Source organism: Kitasatospora fiedleri (genome assembly GCF_948472415.1).
GTDB lineage: Bacteria > Actinomycetota > Actinomycetes > Streptomycetales > Streptomycetaceae > Kitasatospora > Kitasatospora fiedleri.
Window position 1 is genome coordinate 713,182 of sequence record NZ_OX419519.1, and the last position, 14,452, is coordinate 727,633.

The window sequence follows — 14,452 nt, forward strand, 5'->3', positions numbered from 1 at the left end:
GGTGCCCGCGCGGGGGCGGCCCGTACGGGGTGCTCGCGCGCGGGGTGGTGGTGCGGGGGACGCGTCGGGCGGGCCGCTGCCGCAAGCGGTCCGCCCGACTGCGCCGGTGCTACTGGCCCTTGAGGATGGTCTCGATCTGGTCGAGGACGTCGATCGAGGTGCCGTAGCGGTCGGTGGTGGCGTACGTCAGCGGCACGACCTTGCCGGCCTTGACCGCCTTGAGGTTCTGCCAGGACGGCTGCTTGTCCAGGTCCTTGGTGTCCTGCGGGACCTCGCCGGTGGCGGCCGTCCTCGGGATCAGGATGACGTCGGCGTCGGCGAGCACGTCGAGCTTCTCCACCGAGTAGGTGACCTCGTGGTCGGTGGTGTCGGCGGACGCCTGGGAGAACTTCGCGCCCGCGTCGGCCAGCACCCGGCCGACCCAGGAGCTGGCGGTGTCGACCAGGAACTCGCCGCCGCCGTAGGAGGAGGCGATGGTCCACTTGGTCGAGTTGAGCTTGTCCGCGTAGTCGGTCTTGATCTTCGCGGCCTTGGTCTCGTAGTCGGACTTCAGCTTCTTGAACTCCGCCTCCTTGCCGACCGCGGTGGCGATCTTCTCCTGCGCGTTCAGCAGGTCGACCGGCTTGTCGATGCCGAAGTACAGGGTGGGGGCGATGCCTTCGAGCTTGCTGACGCCCCAGTCGAACGCGGTGGCGCCCTCGACGATGATCAGGTCCGGGCGCAGCGAGGCGACCTTCTCGATGTTGATCTCGATGCCGGAGCCGATCGGCTCGATCTTCTTGGCGGCCTCGGTCTGCGAGGGCAGCAGCTCCATCGGGTTGTTCTCGTCGATGGTGCTGGTGCCGACCGGCTGCACGCCCAGGTCGAGCAGCGCGCCGGTGGCGTACGAGATGCTGACGATCCGCTTGACGTCCGCCGGGACGGTGATCTTGCCGTTGGTGGCCTCGACGGTGACCGGGCCGGCGCTGTTGACGGCGCCGCCGCTCGGGGCGGCGTCCTTGCTGCCACTGTCGCCGCTGGAGCCGCAGGCCGTGGCGGCGAGCGCGACGGCGGCGGCCGCGGCGAGCGCTCTGGCGGTGCGGGAGGTCAGGGCGCGGGTGTTCATGGTTCTCCTAGCGGGGGGTGGTGCGGGCGGCGGGGACAGCGGGGTACGGCGGGTGGTGCGCGGGCGCGGGTCAGGTACGGGTCAGGTACGCGGACCAGGCCAGCAGGGTGGGCGCGGTGCCGAGGTCGGCCAGGTCGGCGAACTCGACCCGGGCGCCGCGGGCGCGCCAGGTCTCGACCAGGTGCATCACCCGCATCGAGTCCAGGCCGAGGTCGCGCAGGTCGTCCTCGTCGTGGATGTCCTCGGGGCGCTCGCCGAGCAGGTCGGCGATCTCGGCGCGCAGCGTGTCGGGGTCGAAGCCGACGGGGGCGGTCATGTCGTGAGGTCCGTTCCGGAGGTGACGCGGGGTCGGGTGGGCCGGCCGGGCCGGGGCGGCGCGCGGTGCGGGCCCCGGCGGCGTTCGGGCGCGGCAGGGCTCAGGCCGTGGCGGCGGCGGTCGCGGCGCCGCGGGCCCGCAGGTCGCGGCCGGCCCGGCGCAGCAGCATCGAGTCGCGGATCTCGCCGGAGCGCACGGCCAGCGTGGAGAGCAGCGAGGAGGTGATGCCGTGGGTGTGCTCGGTGCCGCCCTGGAGGTAGATGCCGACGTCGAGGCGGTCGTCGGTGAGCACCCGGTGGTCGCGGTCGACCCGCAGCCGGCCCTGCTCGTCGGTGCGGCAGGCGGCGGCGAGCTGCTCGCCGAGCAGTTCGCGCGGGTCGACGTGGGTGTACCCGGTGGCGAGCACCACCGCGTCGCACTCCAGGACCTGCTCGCGGCCGGTGGTCAGCGAGCGGACATGCGCCCGGGCGCCGTCGGGGCCCTCCTCGGCGGCGGTCAGCCGGGTGGCGTTCAGGATCCGCAGGCGCTCGTGCCCGGCGACCTTCTCCTGGTAGGCGGTGCGGTACAGCGCCTCGATCAGTTCGCCGTCCACCACCGAGTAGTTGGTGTTGGCGTGCTGGGCCAGCAGGGTCCGCTTGGCGATCTCGGGCGCGGCGTAGAACTCGTCCACGGCCGACGGGTCGAAGATCCGGTTGGCGAACGGGCTGTCGTCGGCGGGGCTGTAGCCGTACCGGGTGAGGACGGCGCAGACCTCCGCCTCGGGGAAGGTGCGGTGCAGGAACTCGACGGCCTCGGCGGCGGACTGCCCGGCGCCGACCACGGCGATCCGCCGGTGCTTGAGCGGGCGCTGCGCCAACTCCGGTGCGCGCAGCAGCAGGTCGCGGGTGTGCCAGAGGTGCGCGCCGGTGCGGACGCCCTCGGGCAGCCGGGGGGTGAGGCCGGTGCCGACCGCGATGTTGCGGGCCTGGCGCACCCGGCGGTCGCCGCCGCCGAGGGCCTCGGAGACCACCTCGACCCGCTCGGTGCGGCCGTCGGGCCCGGTGACCGGGCGGATGCCGGTGACGGTGCGGGCGTAGCCGACCCGGTCGGCGAACTCGGCGGCGCACCACTCGAAGTAGTCGTGGAACTCGAGCCGGGTCGGGTAGAAGGTCTTCAGGTTGATGAAGTCGGCGAGCCGGCCGCGCTCCTGGAGGTAGGACAGGAAGGTGAAGCGGCTGCGCGGGTCGCGCTGGGTGACCAGGTCCTTGAGGAAGGAGACCTGCATGGTCGCGCCGTCCAGCAGCATGCCCCGGTGCCAGCCGAAGCCCTCCTGGCGCTCCAGGAAGCTGGCCCGCAGCGGGGGTTCGCCGGCGGACCGGTTGTGGTCGTCGACCGCGATCGCGAGGGCGAGGTTGGCGGGGCCGAAGCCTATGCCGACCAGGTCGTCGACATCCCCGTCCGTGCGGACCGCCTCGTTCTCCAGCGACATGCGCGTCCTTCCCTCTTCCCGGTACCGGTGCGGTGGGGGCGGGTGGACCCGCACCCCCTTTTTACTTTGGTAAGGCTTACCTAACTTCTCTTACCGCGGGCGGCTGAGTCAAGTTCAGTCCGCGCCGCGGCCAGCGCCTTTGCCCGCGGGCCAGCGGCCGGCGAGCACCGCGCCCGCGCCCGAACCCGCGTCGGCGACCACCTCCGCGCCCGCCTCCGGGCCGCGGACCACCCGGGTGCCGGGCGCGGCCGGGCCGAACGCCCGCAGCACCGCGTCGGGCTCCCGCCCGTCCAGCACCCGCACCTCGCCGACCCCGGCGCGCAGCGCCGCCAGACAGGCCGCCATCTTGGGCACCATGCCGCCCGCCAGCCCGGGCAGCATCCGGGCCAGCTCACCGGCCGTCAGCTGCCCGATCGGGCCGCCCTGCGGGGGCCAACTCCGGTACAGGCCGGGCACGTCGGTGAGCATCAGCAGCGCCCGCGCGCCGAGCGCCCCGGCCACCGCGGCGGCGGCCGTGTCGGCGTTCACGTTGTAGACGGCGCCGTCGGAGCGGTCGGCGGCGGGGGCGATCGAGGAGAGCACCGGAATCCGGCCGTCCGCGAGCAGGGCGTCCAGCAGCCCGGTGCGCACCTCGGCGACCTCGCCGACCCGGCCCAGGTCGACCCGCCGCCCGTCCGCCCGGCCCCAGCGGCGGACCGCCGCCAGGGTGCCGGCGTCCTCGCCGGTCAGGCCGACGGCGAACGGGCCCTGCGCGTTGAGCAGGCCGACCAGTTCGCGCTGCACCCGTCCGGCCAGCACCATCCGGACCTCGTCCATCACCTCGGGCGTGGTGACCCGCAGCCCGCCCGCGAACGGCGCGCTCACGCCGATCCGGCTCAGGTGCGCGTCGATCTGCGGGCCGCCGCCGTGCACCACCACCGGGCGCAGTCCGGCGTACCGCAGCAGCACCACGGAGCGGGCGAAGGACGCCTTCAACTCCCGGTCCACCATGGCGTTCCCGCCGAACTTCAGCACCACGGTCGCGCCCCGGTGGGCCCGCAGGCCGGCCAGGCAGGACAGCAGGTCGGGGCCCGGCTCCGGGCCCCGTCCGGGCCTCGGCCCCGAGTCCTTCCCCGAGTCCGACGACTCCGCACACAGTCCGGCCACCGCTCGCCTCCCACGCTCCTAGCGCCACCCCGGTCAGTTAGGCAAGGGTTACCTTACATGTCGTCCGGACCGCTGCCCAGCACGCCTCGGTGGGGCACCCGGCACCCTCGAGAGAGCGCTCTCACAGGTCTCTGTCCGGCCAACCGGCGTCAGTCTCCAAGTCCTGAACGCCAGTTCCCGCCGAAGCTCGGGAAAATCGGCCGTTCTTTGACGTTGCCATGCCGATATCCCGTCCGTACGATTCAGGCCAACCGGCGGAGGCGCCCGCCGCAGAGAGCGCTCTCAGACAAAGGATTCCTCCATGGCTGCTGCCACCCGCACGCGCCGTTGGTCCCTCGGCGGATTCGTGCTCCTCGTCGCCACCACCCTGGTGGCCGCCGCGCCGTTCGGCACCTCCCCACCGGTGCCGCCCGGGCCGCCGTCGTCGCCCGGCCGCCGCCCCGGTGGCCGCCGGCAGCTGGGGCGACGACTTCGACGGACCGGCCGGCTCGGCCGTCGACCCCGCCAAGTGGACGCTGGAGACCGGCGGTTCGGGCAACGGCAACCACGAGTTGCAGTACTACACGGCGGGCGCCGCGAACGCCGCGCTGGACGGCCAGGGCCACCTGGTGATCACCGCCAAGCGCAACTCCGACCCGGGCCTGTCCTGTTGGTACGGCACCTGCCAGTACACCTCGGCCCGGCTGAACACCGCCCGCACCTTCACCCAGGCGTACGGGCACTTCGAGTCCCGGATCAAGATCCCGCGCGGGCAGGGCATCTGGCCCGCCTTCTGGATGCTCGGCAACGACCTCTCCACCGCGGGCTGGCCCACCAGCGGCGAGCTCGACGTCATGGAGAACATCGGCCGCGAACCGGGCACCGTGCACGGCACCATCCACGGTCCCGGCTACTCCGGCGCGGGCGGCATCGGCGCCCCGTACAGCCTGCCCGGCGGGCAGTCCTTCGCCGACGCCTTCCACACCTTCGCCGTCGACTGGAGCCCCACCGCGATCACCTGGTCCGTGGACGGCACCGCCTACCAGACCCGCACCCCGCCGACCTCGGCGGCAACCGCTGGGTCTTCGACCACCCGTTCTTCGTGATCCTCAACCTCGCGGTCGGCGGCGACTGGCCCGGCAACCCGACGGCTCCTCCACCTACCCGCAGACCATGACCGTCGACTACGTGCACACCACCACCTGGGGCGGCAGCACCGGCGGCACCTCCACCGGCCGGGATCACCGGCCCGGCGGCATGTGCGTGGACGTGGCGGGCGGCTCCAGCGCCGACAGCACCCCGTCCAACTGCACAACTGCACCGGCGCCGCCGCCCAGCAGTGGACCGTCGGCAGCGACGGCACCGTCCGCGCCCTCGGCAAGTGCCTGGACGTCGCCGCCGCCTCCCACAACGACGGCGCGGCGATCCAGCTCTACACCTGCAACGGCACCAGCGCCCAGCAGTGGACCCACCGCTCCGGCAACGACTTCCTCAACCCCGGCTCCGGCAAGTGCCTGGACTCCCCGAACGGCTCCGCCGCCGACGGCACCCGGCTCCAGCTGTGGACCTGCAACGGCTCCGCCGCGCAGAAGTGGACGCTCGCTGACGCCCGATCAGCCCTGAACCGGTTCACTCGCCGGCACCCCGGCACCCGACCACGGGCCGTCCCCCACCGGCCCCTTCCCCGCGCGGCCGGCCGCGTCCGGCACCTACCGCCGGCCGGCCGCGCCCCTCACCGCACCACCGCACCGCACCGCACCACCCACGCGTCCCTTCCTCCCCTCCCCCCGCCCGAGAGGACTCCCCCACGCCATGACGCACCGCCCCCCGGCGAAGCTCTCCCGCCGCACCCTGCTGGCCGCCGCCACCCTCGCCCTGCCGCCGGCTACCTGGCGTTCGCGGCGGCGAGGCCCAGGCGCAGACCCCGGCGACCCTGGCGCTCGACCTCGCCAACACCACCGGCAACAACACCGGTCTACGCCTACGTGGTCGGCCGCGACCCGGCGGCCGGCGGCGGCTGGGCCTTCCTCCAGTCCAACGGCTCCAGCCTGTACCACCGCGCCGAACCCGGCCAACGACCAGACGCCGCTGGGCGTGGACTGCGCGATCGCGCTGAACGCCTCGGGGGCCGCGCCGCGCCGGGTGACGCTGCCGCACCTGGACAGCGGGCGGATCTACTTCTCGGTCGGCGCCAAGCTGACCTTCCTGATGAACCGCGGCGGCGCCTGGCCCTGCCTCGGTGGTCAACCCGAGCGACCCGAACATCGACGTCCGGCACGACTTCTGCGAATTCACCTTCAACAACGACCAGTTGTTCGGCAACATCACCTTCGTCGACATGGTCTGCCTGCCGATCGCCTTCCAGCTGGAGGTCTCCGGCGGCGCCACCCAGACGGTGCGCGCGCCTGCCCTCCGACGGCCTGGCCCGGGTCGCGTCCGCGCTGCGCGCCCAGTCCTCCGCCGACGGCTCGGACTGGAGCAAGCTGGTCGTCAACCGCGGCGGCGGCGACCTGCGGGTGCTCGCCCCGAACCTGGCGATCCGCGGGCAACAGCGCCCTGTTCAGCGGGTACTTCGAGCCCTACGTCGACCAGGTGTGGAGCAAGTACGCGAGCACCGACCTGCGGATCGACACCCAGTACACCTGGGGCGCGTTCACCGGCCGGGTCAGCGGCAACACGCTCACCTTCCCCGGCGCCGGGTCCTTCGCCAAGCCGTCCACGCTGGCGATCTTCTCTGCAGCGACGCGCCGTTCACCACCGGCAACGACCTGATGGGCAACCTGAGCGCCCGGCTGGCCGCCGCGTTCAACCGCACCACGCTGCTCAGCAACCCCAACCAGCCCACCGGCGAGAACCCGGCCGCGTTCTACACCCAGGCCCGCACCAACCACTACGCCCGAATCCTGCACTCCACCACGCCCGACGGCCTCGGCTACGCCTTCCCGTACGACGACGTCCACCCGGCGGGCGTCGACTTCGAGGGCAAGGTGCAGTCCGGCAGCCCCACCCGCTGGGTGATCACCGTCGGCGGCCTGGCGGGCGGCGGTGGCGGCAGCACACCACCGCCGCCGAGCGGGGGCGGCAGCGCGTTCGCCACCGTGCAGGCCGAGTCGTACACCGCGCAGTCCGGCGCCCAGACCGAGACGTGCTCCGACACCGCGGCGGCACGGACGTCGGCTGGCTGTCCAACGGCGACTGGCTGCGCTACTCGCTGGACTTCGGCTCCGCCGGCGCCACCCGGATCGACGCCCGGGTCGCCTCCGGCGCCGCGGCCGGCGTCAGCGGCCTGGTCCAGGTCCGCCTGGGCAGCCCCACCGCGACCCGGTCGGCAGCTTCGCCGTCGGCAACACCGGCGGCTGGCAGACCTGGACGACCGTCCCGGCCGACCTGAGCCGGATCACCGGGTCCCAGACGGTCTACCTGACCTTCAGCAGCGGCCAGCCCGCCGACTTCGTCAACCTCAACTGGTTCAAGTTCTCCTGACGCCCGGAGCGGCGCGGTGCGGGGACGGCCCGTCTCGGAGGCCGTCCCCGCACCGCGCTACGCCGCCGCCCGTACGCCGCCGCCGTACGCCGCCGCCCGTACGCCGCCGCCCGTACGCCGCCGCCCCGGCGTCAGGTGCCGGCGTCGGCCCGTTCGACCTGGCTGAGCGGCGCGGCCAGCGACTCCAGGCTGCGGCGTTCGGCCCGGACGCCGAGGAACGCCTCGACCAGGCCCGCGGCCACCATCAGCGCCGCGCCGATGCAGAACGCCAGTGTCGCGTCGCCGACCTCGCCGCTGCTGACCAGGCCGTTGAAGAGCAGCGGCCCGGAGATGCCGCCCGCCGCCGTGCCGACCGCGTAGAAGAAGGCGATGCACAGCGCCCGGGTCTCCAGCGGGAAGATCTCGCTGACCGTCAGGTAGGCGGCGCTCGCCCCGGCGGAGGCGAAGACAGCACGACCGTCCAGCAGGCCGTCATGGTGGTGGCGCTCAGCGAGCCGTGGTCGAAGAGCCAGGCGGTGCCGAACAGCAGCACGCCCGAGCCGATGTAGCTGCCCGCGATCATCGGTTTGCGGCCGACCGAGTCGAAGAAGTGGCCGAGCAGCACCGGCCCGAGGAAGTTGCCGACCGCGATCACCGCGAAGTAGTAGCCGGTCCGGCCGCCGGGACGTCGAAGAACTGGGTGAGGATCGCCGCGTACCCGAAGGTGATCGAGTTGTAGAGGAAGGACTGTCCGATGAACAGCGACAGGCCCAGGATCGTGCGGCGCGGGTAGGTGGAGACCAGGGTCCGGGCGATGGTGACGAAGCCGATCGGGCCGCGCTCGCGGATCGTGATCGGCGGCTCGTCCACCGGGGGCAGCGGCTTGCGGTCTCGCGCTCGACGATCGCCTCGGCCTCGGCGACGATCCGTTCCGCCTCCTCGCCCTGCCCGTGCGTGAACAGCCAGCGCGGGCTCTCCGGGACGTGCCGGCGCACCAGCAGGATGACCAGGCCGAGCACCACGCCGATGCCGAACGCCAGCCGCCAGCCGACGTCGGTGGCGAACAGCGAGGTGTTCAGCAGCAGGATGGAGGCGAACGCGCCGAGCGCGGCGCCGATCCAGAAGCTGCCGTTGACGATCAGGTCGATCCGGCCGCGCACCCGGGCCGGGATCAGTTCGTCGATCGCCGAGTTGATGGCGGCGTACTCGCCGCCGATGCCGAAGCCGGTGAAGAACCGGCAGAGGAAGAAGAACCAGGGCGTCCAGGACAGCGCGGTGATGCCGGTCGCGACCAGGTAGACGGCCAGGGTGAGCATGAACAGCTTCTTCCGGCCCAGCCGGTCGGTCAGCCAGCCGAAGAACAGCGCCCCGGTGCAGGCGCCCGCCACGTAGATCGCGGCGGCGACGGTGGTGACCTGGGCGCTGCTGATCGCGATGCCGCTGCCCGGCTCGGCCAGCCGGGCGGCCAGGTTGCCGACCACGGTGACTTCCAGGCCGTCCAGGATCCAGACGGTGCCCAGGCCGATCAGGATGCGCCAGTGCCAGGGTGACCAGGGGAGCCGGTCCAACCGGCCCGGGACGTCCGTCTCGACGGCTGTCGGGCCGTCCCCGGCGGCGGAAGCGGCGGTGCGGCGGTGCGGTGCGGACATCTTCGACCTCCGTCGTCCGGCCGTGCGCCCGGGCGTCCGGGCGGGCCAGGGGCGCGTCTGCCCGGCGCCGCCCCCGGCACACCTCCGTGGTCGGCCCACCCACGATCAGCCCACCCGGGTTGCCCCGGCGGCGCCGATCCGCTCCAGCAGCTCCGGGACGCCGGCCTGTCGGCGGTGCGGGCGGAAGGCCGGGGCCAGGTCGCGGGCCAGGGCGGCGCAGCGCGGGGAGCCGATCCGGGCGGCCAGGTCGAGGGACTCGGCGGTGGCGGCGAGGGCCTGTTCGACCTCGCCGGTGCGCAGGAGGGTGCGGGCCTGGTAGGCGAGGAAGACGCCGCGGGTCTTGCCCGGGCGGGCGGGAGCTGGGCCAGCCCCTCGGTGATCCGGGTGCGGGCGGCGGCGGGGTGGCCGAGGTCGAGCAGGCAGCCGCCGGAGTCGACGGCGAGGTCGGCGGGGCCCATCCAGGCGCACCAGGCGGGGGCCGGGTCGGGGGACGGGGTGGCGAGGGCGCGTTCGGCGGCGGCCAGGTCGCGCCGGCAGGCGGCCGGGTCGTGGCGGGCGGCGTGGGCGCGGGCCCGGCGGAGCAGCAGCAGGGCGCGGGCGGTGGGGTGGAGGGTGGCGGTGAGGGCGTAGTCGAGGCGGTCGGCGGCGGCCGCGGGCCGGCCGAGCCAGGTGGCCTGGTAGGCGGCGTCGGCGAGGACCCCGGCGGCGCGTTCGTGGTCGCCGGCGCGGTGGGCGGACTGGAGGGCGAGTTCCCACCGGCGTCCGGCGGCGGGGTGGCGGCCCTGGTCGAAGCGGTGCCAGCCGCTGGTGGTGGCGAGGGAGGCGGCCAGCCGGTGCAGCCGTCGGCCGGTGGGTTCGTCGTACCGGCCGGTGGTGATCAGGGTCCGGACGGTGGCGAGTTGGGCGTCCAGCAGGCGGGCGGACCGGCCGCGCTGCTCGGTGGGCAGGGCGGCCAGTCCGTGGCCGCCGCTCTCCAGCCAGGCGACGAACTCGGCGTCCACCCGGGTGCCGCCCAGCAGCATCCCAGCCGCCCGGGGTCGGTCGTCCCGCCGGGCCCGCCGGGTGCGGCCAGCGCGGCGAGCGAGGCCGCGCCGAACCCCACGAAACTGCGACGGTCCACGGCGCCTCCCGGTGCGTCTCGGCGTCCGCCCGGCCGGGGGCGTACGGGGTCCTCGCCCCCGCACCCTGCTCCGACCGGGACGACGAGCGTACTGGCCGCCGGCCCCGCCGGGCACCGGTACCACCGGTATCGACCGCTCCCGACCGTTCCCGCCCCGTACCGACCGGACCTGCCCGGCTCGGACGGCAGCGCGCCGCCCCGCTGGACGGTGCGGGGCGGCGCGAATACAGGAAGGGGATCAGGCGGGGGCGGGCGGCGGGGGTCAGGCGGGGGTGATCCGCCCGCGCCAGCCGCCGTTCTCCACGCCGCGCTCTTCGATGAAGGACTTGAAGCGGTCGAGGTCACCGCTCACCCGACGGTCGACCATGCCGAGGGCGTCGGCGGCGTGCTCGGCCATGCCCTGGGGGTCGTAGTCCATCGCCAGGCGCACCTCGCAGCGCGTGTCGCCGAGCGGGGTGAAGCTGACCGTGCCCTTCTGCTGGACGTCGCCGCCGACGGTCCGCCAGGCGATCTTCTGGTCGGGCAGCTGGTCGATGATCTCGGTGTCGAACTCCCGGGTCACCCCGGCGATCTTCGTCCGCCAGTGGTTGTGCCGCTCGTCGATCTGCACCACCTGCTCGACGCCGTCCATGAAGTGGGGAAGTCCTCGAACTGCGTCCACTGGTCGTACGCGGTGTGCAGGGGGACGTCCACCTCGACGGTCTTCTGGACCATGCTCATGCGTGCTCCTCCGTTTCACGTTTCGGTCGTTTGCGTACGGGCCTGGCAGGCGCCTGACCGGTTCGCCCCGGATCAAACGCTTCCGTCCGTTTCGCCGCCGGACCGGCCGCCAGGGCGCGGTCGAGCAGCGCGCGGAGGTCACCCGAGTCACCTCGGCGCACGTGACCACCGCCTCGGCTCCGAGAACGCGGCACGGCCCCGGCGGGCGGGACCGCTCCTTGCTTCCGCTGCGACACCGCGTTCAGGCACCGCGTTCAGGGTTCCGCCGGGGGGCGGACGATCTCCAGCCACACCGTCTTCCCGCCGCCCACCGCCGGTTCGCTGCCCCACGCGGCGGCCAGCCGGTCGACCACCCGCAGCCCGTGCCCGCCGGGCCGGGCGGGCTCCACGGGCGGGCGCAGCACCGGGGGGCGGTCGTCGGCGTCCCGGACGGCGACCCGCAGCAGCGGCCCGTACCTGGTCAGTTCCAGCGTGTAGGGCCCGGCGGCGTGTTGGCAGGCGTTGGTCACCAGTTCGCTGGTCATCAGCAGGACGTCCTGGGCGGCGGCCCGGGTGCCCTCGTCCGGCGCGGCCAGCCAGCCCCAGGTCCGCAGCGCGCCACGGGTGAACTCCCGGCTCCGGGCGACCGCCCCGGGCGCGGCGGCCAGCGGCAGGCACCGCGCGCTCCGGCCCGGCGGGGACCGGCCCGGCGGGGGCGGCGGAGTAGGCCGGGTCGGCGGGGTCGGCGGGGTGCGCAGCCATCACGGGGCCCCGGGCGGGTCGTCCGCGCCGGACGTACCGGCCTCCGCCGGTCCGCCGGGCTCCGCCGGTTCTCCCGGATCCGCCGCGAGCGCGTCCTCGACGGTGGGGTGAATGGCCAGCACCTCGTCCGCGCCGGTGATCTCCAGCAGGCGGCCGACCACCCGCCCGGGCGCGGCCAGCAGCAGCGGCAGGCCGGTCCGCCGGGCGGCGGCGTGGGCGCGCAGCAACAGGTTGAGGCCGGTGGAGTCGCAGAAGAGGCAGTCCACCACCACCCGTCCGGGCCGGTCGTCGACCGCCTGTTCCAGCGCGTCCAGGAGGGGTTCGACGCTGTCGTGGTCGAGTTCGCCCTCGGGCCGCACCACGAGCGCGCCGGGCGGGTGGCGCAGCACGACGGTGAGCGGGGTGACGGTGAGCGGGACACCGGGGCCCGGGCCGGGCTGTGCGTCCACGTGCGAACACCTCCTGCCGTTCGGCGTCGGCTCCTCGTCCCCCGGGTGGCACGGTCTCGCGGCTACCCGGGCGGCCCGGACCTCAATCAGCCGCGCCGTGCACCGCGCACCCGGCCTCCTCCTCGCCCGGCTCGCCGGGTATGCCGTCGGCGTCCGCCTCGCCCCGCTCCTCCCCGGCCGCGCCCTCGATCTCGGCGCGCAGTCCGGCGAGGGTGGCGGAGAGGATACGGGAGACGTGCATCTGGGAGACGCCGATCTCGGCGGCGATCTCGTTCTGGGTGAGCCCGCCCCAGAACCGCAGCAGCAGGACGGCGCGCTCCCGTTCGGGCAGTCGGCTGATGAACGGCTTGGCCATCACCCGGAGTTCGGCGACCTCCAGTTCGGGGTCGCAGCCGCCGAGCCGGTTGATCAGCGCGCTGCCGCTGTCGTCGGAGTCCTCGTCGCGCAGCGAGTCGAGCGAGTCGCAGCGGCAGAGCCGGCCGGCGTCGATCCCCTCGGCGGCCTCCTCCTCGGTGACGTGCAGTTCCTCGGCGAGTTCGGCGGTGTCGGGCAGCCGGCCGAGGCTCTGTTCGAGCCGGTCGGAGGCGCGGGCGGCGGCCAGGTAGCGCTCCTGCACGCTGCGCGGGACGCGCAGCGGCCACGAGGTGTCGCGGAAGAACCGCTTGATCTCGCCGGAGACGGTGGGGATCGCGTACGTGACGAACTCGACGCCGCGCTCCGGGTCGAAGCCGTCGACGGCCTTGATCAGCCCGACGGTGCCGACCTGGATGATGTCGTCGAGCTCCTCGGGGCGGTGCCGGAACCGGGCGGCGACGAACCGCACCAGCGGCATGTTCAGCTCGATCAGGGTGCCGCGGACGTAGCTGTGGGCGGGGTCCTCGGGGGGCAGTTCGGCCAGTCGGGCGAACAGCGCGTCGCTGAGCCGGCGCGCCTCGTACTTGCCCATCGCCCGCATCTCCCGCCGGGTGGGCCGGTGCATCGGGTCGACCTCGGCCGTCCCTGGTCCGGGGGTGGACGCGGGGCGCTGCCGGACGCGGGGATGCCGCGCAGAGTGGACGTGGTGGTCACGGGGAGTCATCTCCGGGGAACGGTGGGACCCTCCCTGACGCGCGGACTGCGGCGTGCCGGGCTCCGGACGGTGGAAGAACCCCGTCCGGGACTCGGTGGGCCGCACGGCGGCAGGGCGGGCGGAGAACCGTGGAACCCGGCTTCTTCAGGCGACGGCTCCCAGCACGCGGCTCGCGGCTCGCATGCCGTGGGGTGACGGACCCCTGCGGGTCGGCCGCGCCGGGCGGTGCGCCCGGCATGGCGACCTATTCCTACCCCCGTCCGGCCGCCGCGAACCGGATTCCCCCGATTCACCCGCCTTGATCCGGGTATGCGGGCCGGTGAACCGTCCGCGACGAGAGGAGTCCGACCATGCCCGCCGGATCGAGCCCCAAGCGGGAGCGGCAGTACGAGCACATCAAGGAGAGCCAGCTGGAGCGGGGGTCGAGCGAGAAGCGCGCCGAGGAGATCGCCGCCCGCACGGTCAACAAGGAGCGCGCCCGGCACGGCGAGAGCCGGACGGCCAGCCGCAGCTCCCTCCACGACGTCTCCTCCGGCCACCGGGGCGGCAAGCGCTCGCACCGCGGCGCCGGCGGCCCGACGTACGACCAGCTGTACAACGAGGCGCGGCAGCGCGGCGTCAAGGGCCGCTCGAAGATGAACAAGGACCAGCTCGCGCACGCCCTGGGGCGGTGACCGCGATGACCATCCCGATGCCCGCCGACCCGGACGTCCGGCCGCCCGACCCGCCCGACGTCCCGCCCCGGCCGACCGACCCGCCCGGCCCGTTCTCCCCGGTCCCGCCCGACCCGCAGCCCCCGAACCCCGGTCCCCCCGGTCCCGGCCGCCCCGATCCCCTCCCGGACCCGCAGCCGCCGGGCCGCCCCGGCCCCCCGCTCCACCCCGACCCGCAGCCCGAACCCACCCCGCAACCCAGCCCCCCACCACCGGGCCCGTAACCCCAGGCACCCCGCCCCGCCCCGCCCCATCCGGCAGGGCGGGGCGGTCGTCGTCAGCCCCGGGGCCACCGGGGCCGCGTCGGGCGCCGGTCGGCCGTCCTCTTCGAGCCCGTCCTGCTCGACCTCCGCCGGCTCGCCCGGTCCGAGGGGTCCAGCCGCTGTTACGGCTTCTCACGGGGGTGACGGCCCTTCACGGACAGGTGTGCGGCGCACGGCGCTCCGGGCGCGACACTCCGGGCGGGAAAACCGGTCGCGTCCGGCCGCTCCCCCGGGTACGGTCACGGGCGGGTC

11 protein-coding genes and 7 pseudogenes are annotated in these 14,452 nt (G+C 74.4%); 7 read left to right on the plus strand and 11 right to left on the minus strand.

Annotated elements, in window-relative coordinates; all coding sequences use genetic code 11:
- Positions 1 to 109: 109 nt before the first annotated feature.
- From QMQ26_RS03605 to argB, 4 genes are all read right to left on the minus strand, one after another.
- On the minus strand, positions 110 to 1,105 hold the full coding sequence (locus QMQ26_RS03605; RefSeq protein ID WP_282204728.1) for an ABC transporter substrate-binding protein: 996 nt from the start codon (positions 1,103 to 1,105) through the stop codon (positions 110 to 112).
- 70 nt (positions 1,106 to 1,175) lie between these two features.
- Complete coding sequence (locus tag QMQ26_RS03610; protein WP_100834849.1) at positions 1,176 to 1,421, minus strand: phosphopantetheine-binding protein; 246 nt, start codon at positions 1,419 to 1,421, stop codon at positions 1,176 to 1,178.
- A 100-nt stretch (positions 1,422 to 1,521) separates the two neighbouring features.
- On the minus strand, positions 1,522 to 2,889 hold the full coding sequence (locus tag QMQ26_RS03615; protein ID WP_282204729.1) for a lysine N(6)-hydroxylase/L-ornithine N(5)-oxygenase family protein: 1,368 nt from the start codon (positions 2,887 to 2,889) through the stop codon (positions 1,522 to 1,524).
- Between the two features lie 114 nt (positions 2,890 to 3,003).
- Entirely contained in the window at positions 3,004 to 3,951 is a 948-nt protein-coding gene (gene argB, locus QMQ26_RS03620; protein ID WP_282206406.1) for an acetylglutamate kinase, read from the minus strand.
- Positions 3,952 to 4,478: 527 nt separating this feature from the next.
- Here argB and QMQ26_RS37925 point away from each other — a divergent pair.
- The 5 genes and pseudogenes from QMQ26_RS37925 to QMQ26_RS37935 form a co-directional block, all read left to right on the plus strand.
- The gene (locus tag QMQ26_RS37925; RefSeq protein ID WP_404814049.1) at positions 4,479 to 5,120 is read left to right on the plus strand and encodes a glycoside hydrolase family 16 protein; all 642 of its coding nucleotides are present in this window, start codon (positions 4,479 to 4,481) and stop codon (positions 5,118 to 5,120) included.
- 153 nt (positions 5,121 to 5,273) lie between these two features.
- Positions 5,274 to 5,570, plus strand: a pseudogene (locus tag QMQ26_RS37930) (ricin-type beta-trefoil lectin domain protein); the annotation flags it as partial.
- 256 nt (positions 5,571 to 5,826) lie between these two features.
- Positions 5,827 to 6,174 (plus strand): annotated as a pseudogene (locus QMQ26_RS03630) (carbohydrate-binding protein); the annotation flags it as partial.
- Between the two features lie 79 nt (positions 6,175 to 6,253).
- Positions 6,254 to 6,349: pseudogene (locus QMQ26_RS03635) on the plus strand (beta-1,3-glucanase family protein); the annotation flags it as partial.
- A gap of 121 nt (positions 6,350 to 6,470) precedes the next feature.
- Positions 6,471 to 6,980 (plus strand): annotated as a pseudogene (locus QMQ26_RS37935) (beta-1,3-glucanase family protein); the annotation flags it as partial.
- Here the strand turns inward: QMQ26_RS37935 and QMQ26_RS37940 are convergent.
- Positions 6,947 to 7,171: a hypothetical protein gene (locus tag QMQ26_RS37940; protein ID WP_404814255.1), complete on the minus strand. Its 225-nt coding sequence runs from the start codon at positions 7,169 to 7,171 to the stop codon at positions 6,947 to 6,949. The pseudogene QMQ26_RS37935 and the gene QMQ26_RS37940 overlap by 34 nt on opposite strands.
- A gap of 63 nt (positions 7,172 to 7,234) precedes the next feature.
- On the opposite strand from QMQ26_RS37940, the pseudogene QMQ26_RS37945 reads away from it, so the two are divergent.
- A pseudogene (locus QMQ26_RS37945) lies at positions 7,235 to 7,497 on the plus strand (carbohydrate-binding protein); the annotation flags it as partial.
- 131 nt (positions 7,498 to 7,628) lie between these two features.
- Here QMQ26_RS37945 and QMQ26_RS03650 read toward each other — a convergent pair.
- The 6 genes and pseudogenes from QMQ26_RS03650 to QMQ26_RS03675 all read right to left on the minus strand — a co-directional run bounded on the left by QMQ26_RS03650 (position 7,629) and on the right by QMQ26_RS03675 (position 13,134).
- A pseudogene (locus tag QMQ26_RS03650) lies at positions 7,629 to 9,044 on the minus strand (MFS transporter).
- Positions 9,002 to 10,147: a hypothetical protein gene (locus QMQ26_RS03655; RefSeq protein WP_282204730.1), complete on the minus strand. Its 1,146-nt coding sequence runs from the start codon at positions 10,145 to 10,147 to the stop codon at positions 9,002 to 9,004. Before QMQ26_RS03655 ends, QMQ26_RS03650 begins: the two are co-directional and overlap by 43 nt.
- Before the next feature lie 360 nt (positions 10,148 to 10,507).
- A pseudogene (locus QMQ26_RS03660) lies at positions 10,508 to 10,965 on the minus strand (SRPBCC family protein).
- A gap of 254 nt (positions 10,966 to 11,219) precedes the next feature.
- Positions 11,220 to 11,702, minus strand: a complete 483-nt coding sequence (locus tag QMQ26_RS37950; protein ID WP_404814149.1) for an ATP-binding protein — start codon at positions 11,700 to 11,702, stop codon at positions 11,220 to 11,222.
- Between the two features lie 3 nt (positions 11,703 to 11,705).
- Entirely contained in the window at positions 11,706 to 12,155 is a 450-nt protein-coding gene (locus QMQ26_RS03670) for an STAS domain-containing protein (protein ID WP_282204732.1), read from the minus strand.
- A gap of 82 nt (positions 12,156 to 12,237) precedes the next feature.
- Positions 12,238 to 13,134, minus strand: a complete 897-nt coding sequence (locus tag QMQ26_RS03675) for a SigB/SigF/SigG family RNA polymerase sigma factor (RefSeq protein WP_282204733.1) — start codon at positions 13,132 to 13,134, stop codon at positions 12,238 to 12,240.
- Between the two features lie 440 nt (positions 13,135 to 13,574).
- On the opposite strand from QMQ26_RS03675, the gene QMQ26_RS03680 reads away from it, so the two are divergent.
- Positions 13,575 to 13,898: a plasmid stabilization protein gene (locus tag QMQ26_RS03680; RefSeq protein ID WP_100834857.1), complete on the plus strand. Its 324-nt coding sequence runs from the start codon at positions 13,575 to 13,577 to the stop codon at positions 13,896 to 13,898.
- Positions 13,899 to 14,452: the final 554 nt, after the last annotated feature.